Origin of the sequence: Nocardia sp. NPDC059764, from assembly GCF_042732555.1 — a bacterium.
Taxonomy (GTDB): domain Bacteria; phylum Actinomycetota; class Actinomycetes; order Mycobacteriales; family Mycobacteriaceae; genus Nocardia.
Map to the genome: position 1 here is coordinate 1 of NZ_JBHWHH010000077.1, position 16,382 is coordinate 16,382.

Below are 16,382 nucleotides of genomic sequence, written 5' to 3' on the forward strand. Positions count from 1 at the left end.
GGGCCGTTCTCTGTCTGCTAGAAGCGCGGGTGGTCGCCCACCAGTGCGACGCGGGCGGCGTCGGCGTCCTTGGCCTTCTTCACCGTGCCGAGGGTCCAGCAGTCGATGTGGCGGGCGGTGAGGACGGCCAGCGCGCGGTCGGCGTCCTCGGGCGCGACGACGGCGACCATGCCGACGCCCATGTTGAAGGTCTTCTCCATCTCCAGGCGCTCGACGCGGCCGCGCTGGGCGATCATCTTGAAGACGGGGGCCGGGTTCCAGGTGCCACGGTCGAGCTCGGCGACGAGTCCGGCGGGGAGCACGCGGGCCAGGTTCTGAGCCAGGCCGCCGCCCGTCACGTGGCAGAAGGTGCGCACGTCGGTCTCGGCGATCAGGGCCAGGCAGTCCTTGGCGTAGATCTTGGTCGGCTCGAGCAGTTCCTCGCCGAGGGTGCGGCCGAATTCCTCGACGTGCCCGGTGAGGGACATGCGGTCGATGTCGAGCAGCACCTTGCGGGCCAGCGAGTAGCCGTTGGAGTGCAGACCCGAGGAGCCCATGCCGATGACGACGTCGCCGGGGCGGACGCGGTCCGGGCCGAGCACGGCGTCGGCTTCGACGACGCCCACGCCGGTGGCGGACAGGTCGTAGTCGTCCACGCCCATCAGGCCCGGGTGTTCGGCGGTCTCGCCGCCGAGCAGGGCGCAGCCGGCGATGACGCAGCCCTCGGCGATGCCGGAGACGATCTGCGCGACGCGTTCCGGGACCACCTTGCCGACGGCGATGTAGTCCTGCAGGAACAGCGGTTCGGCGCCGCAGACCACCAGGTCGTCGACGACCATGGCGACCAGGTCGAGGCCGACGGTGTCGTGCTTGTCGAGCGCCTGCGCGACCGCGATCTTGGTGCCGACGCCGTCGGTGGAGGCGGCGAGCAGGGGCTCCTTGTAGCCGCCCTTCAGTGCGAACAGTCCTGCGAAGCCGCCGAGGCCGCCCTGCACTTCGGGGCGGGAGGCCTTCTTGGCCAGGGGCGCGAACAGCTCGACTGCGCGGTCACCGGCTTCGATATCGACGCCGGCCGCCGCATACGAGGCACCGGCACCACTGGGGGTCTGTTCAGTCATTGTCGGGGAGAGCTCCAAGCCGAATCGTCGGATAGATGCCTGCTCACGCTAGCAGGAGCACCGTTGCGCACCGGAGGCGCACGGCGTTGCGACCGTCCACCCGTTATGCGTGCGGGCGGGTAGTCACGGGAAAGCCACGGCGCCCGTTCGCGATTGCGCGAGCGGGCGCCGAGACCGCTTGCGCGGTGGCCACTCAGCGCTCAGCGCTAGGGGCGACTCAGCGCCGAGGCGTTGGCGTTGTCGGCCAGCAGCTCGGTTTCGGTGGTGCCGGACAGCATGCCCTCGAGCACGTTCTTGCCGATGGCGGTTTCCACCGGCAGCGCGATCGGGTACTCGCCGTCGAAGCAGGCGCAGCACAGCCGCGAGCGCGGCTGTTCGGTGGCGGCGACCATGCTGTCGAGGGAGATGTAGCCGAGGCTGTCCGCGCCGATGGAGCGGCGCACGCCCTCCACCATGTCGTCGAGGCTCTCGCCCTCGATGCCGTCGGGGCCCGCGCCGTTGGCGATCAGCTCCGCGCGCGAGGCGAAGTCGATGCCGTAGAAGCAGGGCCACTTGACCGGCGGGGAGGCGATCCGGACGTGGATCTCCAAGGCGCCCGCCTCCCGCAGCATGCGGATCAACGCCCGCTGGGTGTTGCCGCGCACGATGGAGTCGTCGACCACGATGAGCCGCTTGCCGCGGATCACCTCGCGAAGCGGGTTGAGCTTCAACCGGATTCCGAGCTGGCGGATGGTCTGGCTGGGCTGGATGAAGGTGCGGCCCACGTAGGCGTTCTTCATCAGGCCCTGGCCGTAGGGGACGCCGGAGCCCTGCGCGTAGCCGACGGCGGCCGGGGTGCCGGATTCCGGGACCGGGATGACCAGGTCGGCCTCGACGGGGTGTTCGGCGGCCAGGCGGCGGCCGATGTCGACGCGGGTGGCGTGCACCGAGCGGCCCGAGATGGTGGAGTCGGGGCGGGCCAGGTACACGAATTCGAAGACGCAGCCCTTGGGGGTGGGGTTGGCGAAGCGCAGGGAGCGCACGCCGTCGGCGTCGATGGCGAGCAGTTCGCCCGGCTCGATCTCGCGGACGAACGAGGCGCCCACGATGTCGAGGGCGGCGGTCTCGCTGGCGACCACCCAGCCGCGGTCGAGGCGGCCCAGGCACAGCGGGCGCACCCCGTGCGGGTCGCGAGCGGCGTAGAGGGTGTGCTCGTCCATGAAGGTGAGGCAGAACGCGCCCTTCAGGGTCGGCAGCAGCTCCATGGCGGCCTGCTCGATGCTCTTGTCGGCGGCGGCGTGCGCGAGCAGCGCGGTCATCACGTCCGAGTCGGAGGTGGCGGCCATACCGCCGGCCAAGCGGCCGGTGACCAGCCCGAGTTCCCGTGCGCGGGCGCTCAATTCGGCGGTGTTGACCAGGTTTCCGTTGTGGCCCAACGCGATTCCGGTACCGACCGCGGTGGTGCGGAAGATCGGCTGCGCGTTCTCCCAGGTGGTGGAACCGGTTGTGGAGTAACGACAGTGGCCGACGGCCACGTGGCCGGGCATGGCGGCCAGGGTTTGTTCGTCGAAGACCTGACTGACCAGGCCGAGATCCTTGAACACCAGCACCTGCGAGCCATCGGCGACCGCGATGCCCGCCGCCTCCTGCCCACGATGCTGCAATGCGTATAGTCCGTAATACGTGAGCTTTGCCACATCTTCGCCCGGTGCCCAGACACCGAACACACCACACTCTTCGCGCGGTTCGTTCTCGTCCTGATCAACGGTCGTGGCGGAGGCGGGGAGATTCACCGTTTGCTCCCTGTTCGGCGGGCTGGGGGCGAGAGCCATTCTACGGGTAACCGCAAGGCAACCCGCCGTTGGGATAACGGAGATGGCAGGCGGTTTGCTGTTAGCGTGCGACGGTGGCGAGCACCGACAGCACCGGCCGCGCGGAAACCGGTCCACGACGCAGGCATCTGAGCCCGATCCGGTGGGCCTTCCCGATCGTGGTGGTCACGCTGCTGGCCTCGCTGCTGGGGGTCATGTATCTCGACTACGTCGTGGACCCGGAGAAGAATCTGCACGATTTCCCGATCGCTCTGGTGAACCAGGATGTCGGAGATGACCTGAAGACCGGCGATCAGGTCCAGCACGTGAACTTCGGTGATCAGGTCGCGGACGGGCTCACCGAGGCGGTCCCGGCGGACAAGATCGATCTGCGGGTGCTCGGCATCAACGAGGCGCAGCTGCAGATGCAGTCGGCGCGGGTGTACGGCACCATCATCATTCCCAGCGACTTCTCCAAACGGCTCGGCATCCTCGGGGTCGGCAGCGTGGTGCCGGGCGAGATCTCCAAGCCGGTGCTGACGCTGCAGACCAATCCGCGCACCGGCGCGTTCGCGACCGCGGTGGTGCAGAAGTTCGGCGAGCAAGCTCTCACCCAGGTGAACTCCGAGGTCGGCAAGCAGCTGACCGATCAGGTCACCAAGCAGCTGACTCCGCCGCCGGGCGGGCCTCCGACCGAACTGTCCGCGGCCACCCGGCTGGTGCTGGCACAGCCGCTGGAGATCGTGACCGAGCAGTTCCGGCCGCTCCCGGGCGGTTCCGGCGAGGGGCTGACGGCCTTCTTCTACAGCCTGCTGCTCCTGCTGGTCGGCATGGTCGGCGCGATGATCATCCATCAGCTCATCGACTCCGCCCTCGGCTTCCTGCCGACCGAGTGGGGTCCCTGGTACGTGCACTATCCGCGCGCGTCCATCTCCCGGGTGCGCACCCTGCTGATCAAGTGGTCGGCGATCGCGGTGATGGCGGTGGTGGTGTCGGGGGCGTTGGAGGGCATCGCGTCGCTGCTCGGCATGCCGATCGACAGACCGCTCCTGCTGTTCCTCTACGGCGCGCTGGTGATCACCGCCGTCGGCTTCACCTGCGCCTCGACGCTGGCCGCGATCGGCACCGCCGGCCTGATCATCAACCTGATCGTGTTCATCATCCTGGGCCTGCCGTCCTCGGGCGGGACCATCCCGATCGAGGCGACCCCGAAGTACTTCGGCTGGCTGGCCGAGTTCGAGCCCATGCACCAGGTGTTCCTGGGCACCCGCTCGATCCTCTACTTCTTCGGCGACGGGCAGGCGGGCCTGACCCGCGGCGTCTGGATGGCACTGTTCGGCCTGGTCATCGGCGTGGTGTTCGGCTTGTTCATCACGCGCTTCTACGACCGGAAGGGCTTGGAGCGCAAGCCCGCGACCCTGCCGGACGCGGCGGCGTAGCGGTCAGAGCGGGACGACCGGCAGCCAGCGCGCGACCTCGCCCGCGCGGCTCCCGGAGGCGGTGAGGGCGGCCGATTCCACCGCGGCGGTGAAGTCGAGCAGACCGGTCGCCAGCAACAGCCAAGTCCGAGCATCTGTTTCGACAACATTGGGCGGATTGCCGCGGGTGTGCCTGGGGCCCTCGATGCATTGGACGGCGACGAAGGGCGGAACCCGCACCTCGACCGAGTGGCCGGGGGCGTCGGCCGCGAGCGCCCGGGCGGTGCCGCGGACGGCCGCCGCGATCTCGGTGCGGGCGGGCGCGGGCGCGGAGTCGTCGCGCAGCCACTCCCCCACCGCGGCGACCGCCGCTCGCACCTCCGCCGGATCCACCGCACCTCGTCGCGCCATGCCGTGAGGCTACTGCGCGAGGCGGCGGGCCAGTCGAGGGGCGAGGGCTCCGCCCGCATTCAGGGCCAGATGCAGCAGGGCCGGGGCGGTGGCACTGCCGGTGTGGCGGCGCAGCAGGTCGAACACCAGACCCGCCCCCGTGGTCAGGGCGACGGTGCCGGCGATCGGGTCGGCGGCGGCGCGGGCGGGCTGGATGTGGGAGAGGCCGAAAACCAGTGCGCCCACACCGGTTCCGATCTCGCCCGCCGTGCGGTCCAGCAGCGGCGTCAGGGTGGAGCGGTAGACGAGTTCCTCGGTCAGGACGGTGCCGCCGGGAATGTGCAGGGCGGTCCATTCCAGGGTGGAGACGCCGGGGCCGCGGTCGGCGAGTCCGGCGAGGTGGCGGCGGGTGACCGGAATGACAAGGGCCGCAGCGTAGCCGGACAGCACGGTGGCCGCGGCGACGGCTCCGGCCCGGATGCCGCGGCGGGACAGGACGTTCGGGTCCCCCCGAAAGGCGAGGGTGTACGCGAGCGCGTAACCGGTGTTGGCGGCGGTGCGGCCGCGCACGTCCAGGCGCAGCGCCGGGAGCAGGTAGTTGCTCCAGACCAGCGGTATCGCCATGGCGGCCAGGGCTTTCGGATGCAGCAGCGCGCGGGCCCGGGCGCGCACGCTACTTGACCGCCCGCTCGTACGCCTCCGCGAGCTCGATCTGGTCGCGAATGCGCTCCCCGAGGACCGGCGTCCAGTCCGGCGGCGCGGCGACGGCGGCCCAGCCGTCGAGGACCAGGGAGCCGTACCGATGGCCGTGGCCGTCGCTGACGCCCTGGGCGTTGGTGAGGTCGGCGACGACCTGCCAGAAGGTGACGAACGGCCACCACCGCATCTGCGAGGACACGTCCGCGCCGCGCGGTTCGGACAGCCAATCCGGTTGGGAGAAGATGAGATCCGACGACCACCACACGATGGGGTCGGACGGATGCTGCAGGTAGGCGATGCGCGGCTTGCGCCACTCCGGCGAGGGCCGGTTCAAATCCTCCGCGGTGGCGGCGAAGCGGACCACCAGCCCGTCGGCGTAGATCGGGTCCACTTCGCGGGTGCCCAGGTCGCGGCGTTGAACGAATTGCCGCCACAGTCGATTCGAGTTGGGCGGCCCCACCCACAGCGCGCCGTCGACCTTGGAGCGCAGATCGGCGAGCCCGTCGAAGGCGGACTCGGAGCCCTGCGAGCCGAGGCTCTCGCCGTACACGAGCAGCTTGGGCCGATGGTCGGCCGGCCGTTGCGACCAGGCTCGGTACACCGCGTCGAACATGGTGCGCCCGTTGGCCGCGACCTTCTCGCGGTCCGCCAGGAACGACAGCACGCTCGGCAGATACGAGTACTGCGAGGCCACGATCGCGGTGTCGCCGCCCCACATGTATTCGAGCGCGGCGGCCGCCTCCCCGTTCACCCAACCGGTCCCGGTGGTGGTGGCCAGCACCAGCACCTTGCGGTCGAAGGCCCCGGTGCGCTCGAGTTCGGCGACCGCCATGTCCTCCTCGCGCAGGTCCTGGGTCGCCGATTTCAGTCCCACGTACACCCGAATCGGTTCGCGCGCGGGCTTTCCGGTGACGGCGCTGATCAATACCGGATCGGGTCCGTGCGAGACGAACCACCGCCCCTCCGACCCCAGCGTCTCCCACTTGGCCAGCGAGGCCGGACTCCCGGAACGCTCCGGCTTCGTCGGCTGCACCGCGAAGTCGCTCATCTTGTCATTGCGCACACTGAACGCCGAGTTCGCGACCGCGAAGAAGGCCCGGGTGGCGACACCGTTGAACAGGGTCACGATCAGCACGGTCAGCAGCAGCGCCCCGATGGCGGGCGCCAGCGCGGGCGGCACCTTCACCCACCGGCTGAGCAGCCGAGCCAGGAACCGCACCGCCTCCCGCAGCGTCCGATACACGGCGACCACGAGCGCGCCGACCGCCACGCTCAGCCCGCCTGTCCGCAGATACGCGGCGCGGGTGGTGCCCTCCATGTTCATGAGGCTGGTGATCTCGCGCTGCCAGTCCGCCGACAGCACCAGCATGTAGGCGGCCACCAGGGCGCACGCCACGGCCACCGCGACCTTCACCAGGTAACGCACCCATTCGGGCGGGGTCTCGACCGGAATCCGTGGCCGCGCCCACCGCAGGAACGCCCATTGCAGAACACATCCGACGCCGTACCCGATGGCGGCGTTGAGCCCCGAGATCAGGCCCTGGAACAACCAATCCCGCGGCACCAGCGAGGGTGTCACCGACCACGCGAAGAAGATGGTCGCCACCACCAACCCCGTGTGATTGAGGTCGACGATGTCCTCCGCCCGCCGTGCGACCACGGCGGCGCGCGTGCGCAACCGGGTCAGGGCGTCGGCGGAGTCCAGCACCCGTCAAGTATGGACGCAACTGGCCCGAATCCGGGGAGCCCCACGTGTGAGAGGGGCCATCACCCGGGCGTGTCGGACACGGCTTCTACCGAGCCCGCTCGAGTAGATCTACTCGGTCGATTCGACGGCGCGACAGCCACACTCGGATTCATGAGCAACCCCAGCGCACAGACCAAGTCCACCACGGCGTTTCTGGCGCAGGCCGCGATCGCCTTCGGAATCAGCTTCTGCGCCTTGATCATCGGCATCGCCTACCTCCCCCTCGACATCTGGCAGCGCGGCTTCCTCCTGATGGCCATGCTGTTCCTGGTCAGCAGCAGCTTCACGCTGGCGAAAGTCATTCGCGACCAGCATGAATCGTCGAAGGTGCATCAGCGCATCGACGAGGCCCGGATGGAGAAGCTGATGGCCGAGCACGATCCTTTCAAGATCAACTGAATGGACCCCGCTCGGGTGCCCGGCGAATGCTATTGACCTTGTCCGCAATTCGAGCAGAACGCCGACCCCACCGGGATCTGATGCCCACAGCCGCGACAGCCCGAACGCAGGTCCAAGCTGCCGCCGCAGGCTCCGCAGAACCGGCCGCCGGTGGTGTTGGAACCGCAGGTCGGGCACAGCACGCGGGCGGGGGTCGAGATGTCGTGCTGCTGGGCCCAGTCCTGACGCCGCGCAGCTTCCTGGATCTGTTCGCCGCGGGCGGCGGCCTGGGCCCGCGCGATCTCGTGCTGGACCAGGGGTGAGCAACTCGTACACTGCCCCACCTGCTCGTTCCAGCAGTTGCGTGCGCACATCCAGGAACCGCAGCCGCCACACAGCCGGAAGTTCGGCTCCACTTCCCTGAGGGCGGCGGCGAAGGCCTTGTCCTTGGTGCTGGAGGACGAGCTACCCCAGCTGTTGGAGTAGCTGTCGGCGGCCGAGGATGCCTTGTTCAGCATGCTGAAACGGTCACCGAACAGGTCCCGCAGCACGCGCAGCAGGCCCCGGCCTCGCGAGAGATAGTTCTGCTGGAACGCGGACTGGTAGACGGTTCTGCAGCGGTCGCAGTGGAAGTCCCACTGGAAGCCCTCGTCGTTCGACATGTCGGAATAGTTGCTGGTGAAGACGACCGGCGGGGCCATGGTGGTGTTCGATTCCTTTGCAGCCGATGTTCATGCGTCGAGGGCGCACGGGAATCGCCCGAGCACCGACAGGTCTGATATCGGCGGGAGATCACAAAGCGCAACATGCGTTCCGCGCCGCCACGGGCCACGACCGTAGATGGCGAGAGCCCGCCCGGACGAACCGGGCGGGCTCTCGATCATTCCTACGGCTGTGTGGCCGCTTCGGTTCAGCGCCGCAGGCGACCGCTCAGTGGTCGGCGTTGCCGAAGAGGGCGGGGAGGGTGCCCTCGTGGGCGGCGCGGAGCTCGTCGAGGGTGGCCTTGAACAGGCCCTGGACCTCGACGGAGTCGGAGCCGTCGTCGACGACGCCGATGCGGACCCACGGCAGGCCGCGGGCGTCGCACATCTTGGTGAAGCGGGTCTCCTCCGAGCGGGGGACGGCGACCAGGACGCGGCCGGCGGACTCGGAGAAGAGGGTGACGAACGGGTCGGCGCCCTCGGGAAGGATGATGCGGCAGGCGGTTTCGCCGGCCAGGGCGGCCTCGACGACGGTCTGGATCAGGCCGCCTTCGGAGACGTCGTGGGCGGCGGAGACCATGCCGTCGCGGGAGCCGGAGACCAGGATCTCGGAGATCAGCTGCTCGCGGGCGAAGTCGACCTTCGGGGGCAGGCCGCCGAGGTGGTCGTGCTCGACCTGCGCCCAGATGGAGCCGTCGAGCTCGTCGCGGGTCTCGCCGAGCAGGATCAGGGTCTCGCCGGGCTCGGTGCCCAGGCCGGTCGGGATGCGGCGGTGCACATCGTCGATGACGCCGAGCACGCCGACCACGGGGGTCGGCAGGATGGCGGTCTGGCCGGTCTGGTTGTAGAAGGACACATTGCCGCCGGTGACCGGAATGCCCAGTGCCGCACAGCCGTCCGCGAGGCCGCGCACGGCCTGCTGGAACTGCCACATGACGCCCGGGTCCTCCGGCGAACCGAAGTTGAGGCAGTTGGTGACGGCCTTCGGGACGGCGCCGGTGACGGCGACATTGCGGAAGGCCTCGGCCAGCGCCAGCTGCGCGCCGGTGTACGGGTCCAGCTTGGTGTAGCGGCCGGAGGCGTCGGTGGCCAGGGCGATGCCGCGGCCGGACTCCTCGTCGATGCGGATGACGCCGGCGTCGGCGTGCTCGGCGAGCACGGTGTTGCCGCGCACGTAGCGGTCGTACTGCTCGGTGATCCACTTGCGCGAGCACAGCTGCGGGCTGGCCAGCATCGTCATCAGGGTGGCGCGCAGTTCGTCGCCGGTCTGCGGGCGGTTCAGACGCGAGGCCGAATCCGCGTTCAGCGCATCCTGATCCGCGGGCCGCTGCACCGGGCGCTCGTAGACCGGGCCCTGGTGGGCGACGGTGCGCGGCGGCACGTCGACGACGGTCTCGCCGTGCCAGGTGATGACCAGGCGGTCGCCGTCGGTGACCTCACCGATGACATTGGCGTTGACGTCCCACTTCTTGCAGACGGCCATGAAGGCGTCCACGTTCTCGGGGGTGACGACCGCGCACATGCGCTCCTGCGATTCGCTCGACAGGATCTCGGCGGCGGTCATGCCGGCGGCGCGCAGCGGGACCTGGTCGAGGTCGACCAGCATGCCGCCGTCACCGGCCGCGGCCAGTTCGGAGGTGGCGCAGGACAGGCCGGCGCCGCCGAGGTCCTGGATGCCGACCACGAGTCCGGCGTGGTACAGCTCGAGACAGCACTCGATGAGGACCTTCTCGGCGAACGGGTCGCCGACCTGGACGCTAGGGAGCTTCTTGCGGCCGGAGCCGGATTCGTCGCCGGAGAAGGTGTCCGAGGCGAGCACGGACACGCCGCCGATGCCGTCCAGGCCGGTGCGCGCGCCGAACAGGATGATCTTGTTGCCCTGGCCGGAGGCGAAGGCCAGGTGCAGGTCCTCGACCCGCATGACGCCCGCGCACAGCGCGTTGACGAGCGGGTTGCCCTGGTACGACGAGTCGAACACGGTCTCGCCGCCCACGTTGGGCAGGCCCAGCGAATTGCCGTAGCCGCCGACGCCGCGGACGACGCCGTCGACCACGCGCCGGGTGTCGGGGTGGTCGGCCGCACCGAAGCGCAGCTGGTCCATCACCGCGATCGGGCGCGCGCCCATGGCCATGATGTCGCGCACGATGCCGCCGACGCCGGTGGCCGCGCCCTGGTAGGGCTCCACGTAGGAGGGGTGGTTGTGCGATTCGACCTTGAAGGTGACCGCCCAGCCGTCGCCGATGTCGACCACGCCGGCGTTCTCGCCGATGCCCGCGAGCATCGACTTCTTCATCTCGTCGGTGGTGGTCTCACCGAAGTAGCGCAGGTGCACCTTGGAGGACTTGTAGGAGCAGTGCTCCGACCACATCACCGAATACATGGCGAGTTCGGCATCGGTGGGACGGCGCCCGAGGATCTCCTTGATCCGGGCGTACTCGTCGTCCTTGAGGCCGAGTTCCTTGTAGGGCTGCGGGTGGTCCGAGGTGGCCGCGGCGTTGCTGACGGTATCGACGTGGCTGGTCACGGGAATACCAGAGTCCTTTCGGCCGGGCAGGTCGGAAGCGAATGCCCGCGTTGCTGGATGTCGGCGAGATACGAACCGAGTCTATTGCCTGGGTTTTCCGCGCTTGACGCCGCCTCCTCCGCCTCCCTGAGACTTCGGCGCCCGGCGAACGACCCGTAACCGGTCCCGCATGCGGACCTGCGGTCGATTACCGAACCGATTCTGGGCGTTCCCAGGGAGTTACCCGCATCGGCACGAAATCAGTTGTCGCCTCGACGGACGAGAACAACTCGGCCACATCTGTGACCACTGCCACTTTCAGGCCCTTGGACCGCTGCCCGGGGCGAGAGCGGCCACCCGTTACTCTGTGGCGGTGAACGATCGATCCGGGGTCGCGGATCCGACCGAACAACCCGTGACCACGCCTGCAGGGCTGACTCGGCGGCAGGGAGAGCTGCTCCTCGTCGCGGTCGCACTGTTCGCGGTGTCCGCTTTCATCAGCTATCAGGCCAAGCTCTGGCACGGATACATCGACCTGCAGGTGTACCGCAACGGTGCGCGGGCCTGGCTCGACGGCAAGGATCTGTACGGCCCGATGCCGCCGGTCTACGGACTCGGACTGCCGTTCACCTATCCCCCGCTGGCCGCGTTGTTCTTCGCGCCGCTGGCCCTGATGCCACTGGCTGTCGCCGAATGGGCGGTGCTGGCGGTGTCGATCGCCTCGCTGGGCGTGACCCTGTGGGTGGTGCTGGACCGGATTCGCCCGACCCTGGCCTGGCAGACCCGCCTGGCGATCGTGATCGGCGCGGTCGCGCTGCTGCAGCTGCTGGAACCGATCCGCCAGACCTACGGATTCGGCCAGATCAATCTGGTGCTGATGGCCGCGGTGGCGCTGGACTGCCTGGCGCGCAAGACCTTCTGGCCGCGCGGCATGCTGATCGGCATCGCGGTGTCGGTGAAGCTGACCCCCGGCGGCTATCTCCTCTACTTCCTGCTGCGCAAGGACTGGAAGGGCGCGATCACACTCATCGTGTCCGCCATCGGCGCGATGACGATCGGTTTCGTGCTGTTCCCGCACGATTCGCCGGAGTACTGGTTCCACACGCTGGCCGACACCGGCCGCATCGGCCCGCCCTGGTACGCGGGCAATCAGTCGATCAAGGGCTTCGTGTTCCGGCTCGGCTACTCGACCTCGATGTCCACGCTGATCTGGCTGGTGCTGTCGGTGGCCGCGGTGGCGCTGGCCGCGCTGTGGATGAAGCGGCTGCTGGACGCGGGCTCGAATGTGGCCGCGCTGATGGTGAACGCCGCGGCGGTGCTGCTGGTCTCGCCGGTCTCCTGGTCGCATCACTGGGTGTGGATCGCGCCCGCGCTGATCGTGGCCGCCGACGCGATCTCGCGCGGCCGCCGCAATCCGTGGTTCCTGGGCGCGGTGGGCGCGGCCGTGGTGATGTTCGCGATCGGCCCGATGTGGCTGCTCCCGCACGACCATGACCGCGAGCTCACCTGGAACTGGTGGCAGCAGATCGTGGGCAACAGCTACGTGCTGTTCACGCTGATCGTGTTCGTGGTGGCGGCGCTGCGGTACCGCCTCCCCGCGACTTCAGCGGGCGACAGAGAGCCGTCGTAGCCGGCATCCCGTACCCGGCTCGAGTGCCGATCCGATTCTGGGGGTACCCCGGGAGTTACCCGGATCGTCACGAGACCAGTTGTCGCGTCGGCGATCGCCCGGACGCTAGCGCGCGGCTTCCGGCGTCAGGAAGGCCGCGAGCGCCGCCGCGTACGCGGCCACATCGGCCGCGCCCATCATTTCCCGCGCCGAGTGCATGGCCAGCTGGGCCGCGCCGACATCCACGGTGGGCATGCCGGTGCGGGCCGCGGTCATCGGCCCGATGGTGGAACCGCAGGGCAGGTCGGCCCGGTGCACGTAGCGCTGCAGCGGGACATCGGCCTGCGCGCAGGCCAGCGCGAAGGCGCCCGCGCCGGTGGCGTCGGTGGCGTAGCGCAGGTTCTGGTTGACCTTGAGCACCGGTCCCCCGTTCACCTCGATGCGGTGCAGGGGCTCGTGCCGGTCCGGGTAGTTGGGGTGGGTGGCGTGCGCCATGTCGCCGGACGCGCAGATCGAACCGGCCAGCGCCGTCAGGTATTCGGCGCGGCCGCCGCCGCGGGTGAGCACGATGCGTTCCAGCACGGTGGGCAGCAGGTCGGACTGCGCGCCGCGATCGGACTGGCTGCCGACCTCCTCGTGGTCGAACATGGCCAGCACCGGCACGGCCGCACCGGGTTCGGCGATGGCGGCCAGGAAGGCGCGCAGGCCGGCGTAGCAGGTGCCCTGATTGTCGAGCCGGGGCGCGCTGACCAGGTCGAGGTCGCGGCCGATCAGCGTGGACGGCACCAGATCATGGGTCATGAGTTCCCAGCCGAGCACCGTCTCGGGCTCGATGCCGGAGCGTTCGGCGATGAATGCCAGGAAGGAGCGCGGTTCGCCGCCGATCCCCCACACCGCGTTCACGTGCCGCTGCGGATCCAGCTGCACCCCGCGCCGGTCGTCGGAGAGGTGGATGGCCAGTTGCGGCACCCGCAGGAGGGGTTCGTCGAGGCGAATCAGCCGCTCCCGCACCAGATTTCCGTCGCGCACCGAGAGCCGTCCGGAGATGCCGAGGTCGCGGTCGAGCCAGGAGTTGAGCCAGGCGCCGCCGTAGGGTTCCAGCCCGACCATCTGCCAGCCCGCGACCGCGGTGTCCGGGTGCTGCTTCACCCGGAGGTTGGGGCTGTCGGTGTGCGCGCCGACCACGCGGAAGGGCGTGGCCTGCCCGGTGGGCGCGCCGGGTCCGCCGTCCGCCCACGCGACCAGGGAGCCGCCGCGCACCACGTAGTAGCGGCCCGCGCTGCCGGAGGGCCAGGGCGCCGATTCGGAGAGCCGGGTGAAGCCGTGGTCGTCGAGTTCCGCTGCGACAGTGCGGCAGACGTGGAACGGCGACGGGGAGGCATCGATGAATGCACACAGGCCGGCGGCGGTCGCGGTGGTCTCGGCAACAGGCATGGCCTCGAGCTTATCCGCCGCCCCGAGCCCGCGGCGGGCAGCCGGGAGCTACCCGGGCAGTGGGGCTTCGGCGACGCGGCCCAGCAGACGGACCAGCTCGAGGTAGTCGTCGCTGCCGAGACTGCGGCGCATTTCGGCCTCGGCGCGGGCCTCCTCGGCGCGCACCTCGGCGACGAGTTCCTCGCCGCGGCGGCTCAATCCGATGAGGATGCGGCGGCGGTCGTCGGCCGCGGCGACCCGGAAGATGAGTCCGCGCTCGGCCAGGTGATCGGCGTGCCGGGTGGCCGAGGACGGGGCCAGCTGGGCCCGCGACGCCAGTTCACTCATGGTGATGCCGATGTCGCCGGAGAGATTGGTGAGCATGCACCACTGGTCGGCGGTCAGCCGCCGCGCGCACAGCGCGGCGTCCAGGTGACGAAGCCAACTCCGCTCGGCCGCCCGGAGGGCTCCATGCAAGGTAGAAAATCCACCTAGAATTGTCGCCATATTTCCCGCCCGTCAGAAAACCGCTTGAACGAGGGGAAGGGTAACCGATGTCCCCGTTCGACGGGAATCCCGAGAACGTCTTCGAGATCATCAACATAGTTCCGCAGCAGGGTCCCGGCGGTATCTTCGGACCGTCCTGTGAGGCGGCCATTTCTCTGGCGTTGGAAGAAATCAACTCCGGTTCCGGAATTCTGGGAAGAGAATTGCGCGTCACCCACATAGACGGGGGCCGGGAACCGCCCGTGGTGGCGGCGGAGGTGTCCGCGCTGCTGGCCACCGGCCTGGTGCGGGCTGTCACGGGATGGCACACCTCGGCGGTGCGGCGGGCGGTGGAGCAGGTGACCGCGGGGCGGGTGCCGTATCTGTTCGCCACCGATCACGAGGGCATGGATTCGGCATCGGCCCCCGCGGGCCTGTTCATGATCGGCGCGGACCCGCAGCATCAGATCCTGCCCGCCCTGGACTGGCTGCGCCGCTCCTGCGACGCGCGCCGCTGGGCGATCATCGGCAACGACTACGTGTGGCCGCGGCGCACGGCGGCGGCGGTGCGGGCCGCGCTCAGGGATCCGGAGCTGATCCCGCTGGAGGTGTTCGTGCCCATGAACACCCACGATTTCCGGGACTTCCTCGACGATCCGCGGCTGGATCGGGCGGACGGCGTGATCGTGCTGCTGGTGGGCGCGGACGTGGCCCGCTTCAATGTGCAGTTCACCCGCGCCGGCCGGACCGCGCAGCAGGTCCGGGTGAGTCCGGCGGTGGACGAGAACGTGCTGCTGGCCGCGGGCGGCGGCGCGAACCACAATCTGTTCGTGCCGTCCGGATTCTTCGTGAACGGCCCGCACGACCGGGAGCGGCAGAACCGCTACCGCCGACTACACGGGGGCTTCGCGCCCTCCCTGACGAACTTCAGCAACACCAGTTACGAGGCCATCCACACCCTGCGCGGCATGGCGGAGCTGGCCGGTTCCCTGGACGTGCGGCGGATCCAGTCCGCGATCGCGGACCGTCCGGTCATCGAAACCCCGTGGGGCGAGCTCGGATTCGAGGGCCGACAAGCGATCCGCCCGACCTGGCTGGCCAGGGCGGGCGGTATCGACTTCGAGATCCTCGACAGGATCTAGTTATTCGCTTGTGCGCGTGATTACGCGGAGACCAGGCTGTCCAGCACGGACAGGAACAGGCCCAGGCCGTCGTCGCTGGGGCCGGTGAGCGGCTCGGTGGCGTGCTCGGGGTGCGGCATCAGGCCGACGATGCGACGGTTCGCGGAGGTGATGCCCGCGATGTCGCGCTGCGACCCGTTGGGGTTGCCGCCCGCGTAGCGGAAGACCACGCGGCCCTCGCCCTCGAGCTCGTCGAGCACCTCCGCGGACGCCTGGAAGCGGCCCTCGGCGTTCTTGACGGGGATGAGGATCTGGGCGCCCGGCTCGTAGCGGGTGGTCCAGGCGGTGTCGGTCTGCTCGACGGTCAGCCACTGATCGCGGCAGACGAAGTGCAGGCCCTCGTTGCGGGTCAGCGCGCCCGGCAGCAGGCCCGCCTCGCACAGGATCTGGAAGCCGTTGCAGATGCCCAGGATCGGCATGCCCTGCTCGGCGGCCTTGATGACCTCGCCCATGACGGGGGCCATCGAGGCGATGGCGCCCGCGCGCAGGTAGTCGCCGTAGGAGAACCCGCCGGGCACGACGACCGCGTCGACCTGCTCGAGGTCGGCATCGGCGTGCCACAGCGAAACGGGCTCGGATCCGGCCAGTTTCACGGCCCGGGCGGCGTCGACGTCGTCGAGCGTGCCCGGGAAGGTGATGACACCGATGCGGGCGCTCACAGCCGGACGACCTTCCAGTCCTCGATCACGACGTTGGCCAGCAGCGTTTCGGCGATCTGCTCGAGATCGGCGTCGCTGACGTCGTCGGCGACGTCCAGCTCGAATCGCTTGCCCTGCCGCACATCCGAGATCCCGGGGTGCCCGAGACGCCCCAGCGCTCCGACGATGGCCTGTCCCTGCGGATCCAGGATCTCGGCCTTCGGCATCACCTCGACCACGACACGTGCCACGCGTTGCTCCTCAGCTGGTGGGGCGGCGCTCGGTCCGGGCATGCCAGGCCGAGCGGGGGGTATCGCTGATCAGCGTAGTTG

15 protein-coding genes are annotated in these 16,382 nt (G+C 69.5%); 4 read left to right on the forward strand and 11 right to left on the reverse strand.

The features are described 5' to 3' along the window. Positions 1-17: 17 nt before the first annotated feature. Together purM and purF are read right to left on the reverse strand one after the other, a co-directional pair. Positions 18-1,097, reverse strand: coding sequence for a phosphoribosylformylglycinamidine cyclo-ligase (gene purM / locus ACFV4K_RS18665; RefSeq protein ID WP_357089620.1), 1,080 nt, complete (start codon positions 1,095-1,097; stop codon positions 18-20). Between the two features lie 206 nt (positions 1,098-1,303). Next, positions 1,304-2,908, reverse strand: coding sequence for an amidophosphoribosyltransferase (gene purF, locus ACFV4K_RS18670; protein ID WP_379276305.1), 1,605 nt, complete (start codon positions 2,906-2,908; stop codon positions 1,304-1,306). A gap of 74 nt (positions 2,909-2,982) precedes the next feature. Here purF and ACFV4K_RS18675 point away from each other — a divergent pair, with 74 nt between their 5' ends. Next, positions 2,983-4,326: a YhgE/Pip domain-containing protein gene (locus ACFV4K_RS18675; protein ID WP_379276307.1), complete on the forward strand. Its 1,344-nt coding sequence runs from the start codon at positions 2,983-2,985 to the stop codon at positions 4,324-4,326. Between the two features lie 3 nt (positions 4,327-4,329). Here ACFV4K_RS18675 and ACFV4K_RS18680 read toward each other — a convergent pair whose 3' ends face one another. The 3 genes from ACFV4K_RS18680 to ACFV4K_RS18690 are packed head-to-tail and all read right to left on the reverse strand — an operon-like array spanning position 4,330 to position 7,102. Next, complete coding sequence (locus tag ACFV4K_RS18680) at positions 4,330-4,716, reverse strand: sterol carrier family protein (protein WP_379276309.1); 387 nt, start codon at positions 4,714-4,716, stop codon at positions 4,330-4,332. A gap of 9 nt (positions 4,717-4,725) precedes the next feature. Continuing rightward, a complete protein-coding gene (locus tag ACFV4K_RS18685; protein WP_379276311.1) occupies positions 4,726-5,367 on the reverse strand; it encodes a CPBP family intramembrane glutamic endopeptidase in 642 nt (213 codons plus the stop codon). A 1-nt stretch (position 5,368) separates the two neighbouring features. After that, complete coding sequence (locus ACFV4K_RS18690) at positions 5,369-7,102, reverse strand: alpha/beta hydrolase (RefSeq protein WP_379276313.1); 1,734 nt, start codon at positions 7,100-7,102, stop codon at positions 5,369-5,371. A gap of 150 nt (positions 7,103-7,252) precedes the next feature. Between ACFV4K_RS18690 and ACFV4K_RS18695 the strand changes: the two genes are divergently transcribed. Continuing rightward, the gene (locus ACFV4K_RS18695; RefSeq protein WP_357089635.1) at positions 7,253-7,540 is read left to right on the forward strand and encodes a YiaA/YiaB family inner membrane protein; all 288 of its coding nucleotides are present in this window, start codon (positions 7,253-7,255) and stop codon (positions 7,538-7,540) included. A 29-nt stretch (positions 7,541-7,569) separates the two neighbouring features. Here ACFV4K_RS18695 and ACFV4K_RS18700 read toward each other — a convergent pair whose 3' ends face one another. Continuing rightward, positions 7,570-8,220, reverse strand: coding sequence for a zinc ribbon domain-containing protein (locus ACFV4K_RS18700; RefSeq protein WP_379276315.1), 651 nt, complete (start codon positions 8,218-8,220; stop codon positions 7,570-7,572). Between the two features lie 229 nt (positions 8,221-8,449). Then, positions 8,450-10,744 carry a phosphoribosylformylglycinamidine synthase subunit PurL gene (gene purL, locus ACFV4K_RS18705; RefSeq protein ID WP_379276317.1) on the reverse strand — a complete coding sequence of 765 codons (2,295 nt, stop codon included), beginning with the start codon at positions 10,742-10,744 and terminating at the stop codon, positions 8,450-8,452. 352 nt (positions 10,745-11,096) lie between these two features. Here purL and ACFV4K_RS18710 point away from each other — a divergent pair, with 352 nt between their 5' ends. Beyond that, positions 11,097-12,353, forward strand: coding sequence for a glycosyltransferase 87 family protein (locus ACFV4K_RS18710; RefSeq protein WP_379276319.1), 1,257 nt, complete (start codon positions 11,097-11,099; stop codon positions 12,351-12,353). Between the two features lie 105 nt (positions 12,354-12,458). Here the strand turns inward: ACFV4K_RS18710 and ACFV4K_RS18715 are convergent, their stop codons facing one another. Both ACFV4K_RS18715 and ACFV4K_RS18720 read right to left on the reverse strand, forming a co-directional pair. Next, positions 12,459-13,766 carry a M18 family aminopeptidase gene (locus ACFV4K_RS18715; protein ID WP_379276320.1) on the reverse strand — a complete coding sequence of 436 codons (1,308 nt, stop codon included), beginning with the start codon at positions 13,764-13,766 and terminating at the stop codon, positions 12,459-12,461. A gap of 48 nt (positions 13,767-13,814) precedes the next feature. After that, positions 13,815-14,222, reverse strand: coding sequence for a MarR family winged helix-turn-helix transcriptional regulator (locus ACFV4K_RS18720; RefSeq protein WP_379276322.1), 408 nt, complete (start codon positions 14,220-14,222; stop codon positions 13,815-13,817). 77 nt (positions 14,223-14,299) lie between these two features. On the opposite strand from ACFV4K_RS18720, the gene ACFV4K_RS18725 reads away from it, so the two are divergent. Continuing rightward, positions 14,300-15,373, forward strand: a complete 1,074-nt coding sequence (locus ACFV4K_RS18725; RefSeq protein WP_379276323.1) for a substrate-binding domain-containing protein — start codon at positions 14,300-14,302, stop codon at positions 15,371-15,373. A 20-nt stretch (positions 15,374-15,393) separates the two neighbouring features. Here ACFV4K_RS18725 and purQ read toward each other — a convergent pair whose 3' ends face one another. Both purQ and purS read right to left on the reverse strand, forming a co-directional pair. Continuing rightward, positions 15,394-16,071, reverse strand: coding sequence for a phosphoribosylformylglycinamidine synthase subunit PurQ (gene purQ, locus ACFV4K_RS18730; RefSeq protein WP_379276325.1), 678 nt, complete (start codon positions 16,069-16,071; stop codon positions 15,394-15,396). Continuing rightward, complete coding sequence (gene purS, locus ACFV4K_RS18735; RefSeq protein WP_357089657.1) at positions 16,068-16,301, reverse strand: phosphoribosylformylglycinamidine synthase subunit PurS; 234 nt, start codon at positions 16,299-16,301, stop codon at positions 16,068-16,070. The genes purQ and purS overlap by 4 nt, the downstream gene beginning before the upstream one ends. Positions 16,302-16,382: the final 81 nt, after the last annotated feature.

What these genes read in the sequence shown, in the direction of transcription:
- purM (WP_357089620.1), bottom strand. Translation starts at nt 1,097, where the DNA reads ATGACTGAACAGACCCCCAGTGGTGCCGGTGCCTCGTATGCGGCGGCC.
- purF (WP_379276305.1), bottom strand. Translation starts at nt 2,908, where the DNA reads ATGGCTCTCGCCCCCAGCCCGCCGAACAGGGAGCAAACGGTGAATCTC.
- ACFV4K_RS18680 (WP_379276309.1), bottom strand. Translation starts at nt 4,716, where the DNA reads ATGGCGCGACGAGGTGCGGTGGATCCGGCGGAGGTGCGAGCGGCGGTC.
- ACFV4K_RS18695 (WP_357089635.1), top strand. Translation starts at nt 7,253, where the DNA reads ATGAGCAACCCCAGCGCACAGACCAAGTCCACCACGGCGTTTCTGGCG.
- ACFV4K_RS18700 (WP_379276315.1), bottom strand. Translation starts at nt 8,220, where the DNA reads ATGGCCCCGCCGGTCGTCTTCACCAGCAACTATTCCGACATGTCGAAC.
- ACFV4K_RS18715 (WP_379276320.1), bottom strand. Translation starts at nt 13,766, where the DNA reads ATGCCTGTTGCCGAGACCACCGCGACCGCCGCCGGCCTGTGTGCATTC.
- ACFV4K_RS18725 (WP_379276323.1), top strand. Translation starts at nt 14,300, where the DNA reads ATGTCCCCGTTCGACGGGAATCCCGAGAACGTCTTCGAGATCATCAAC.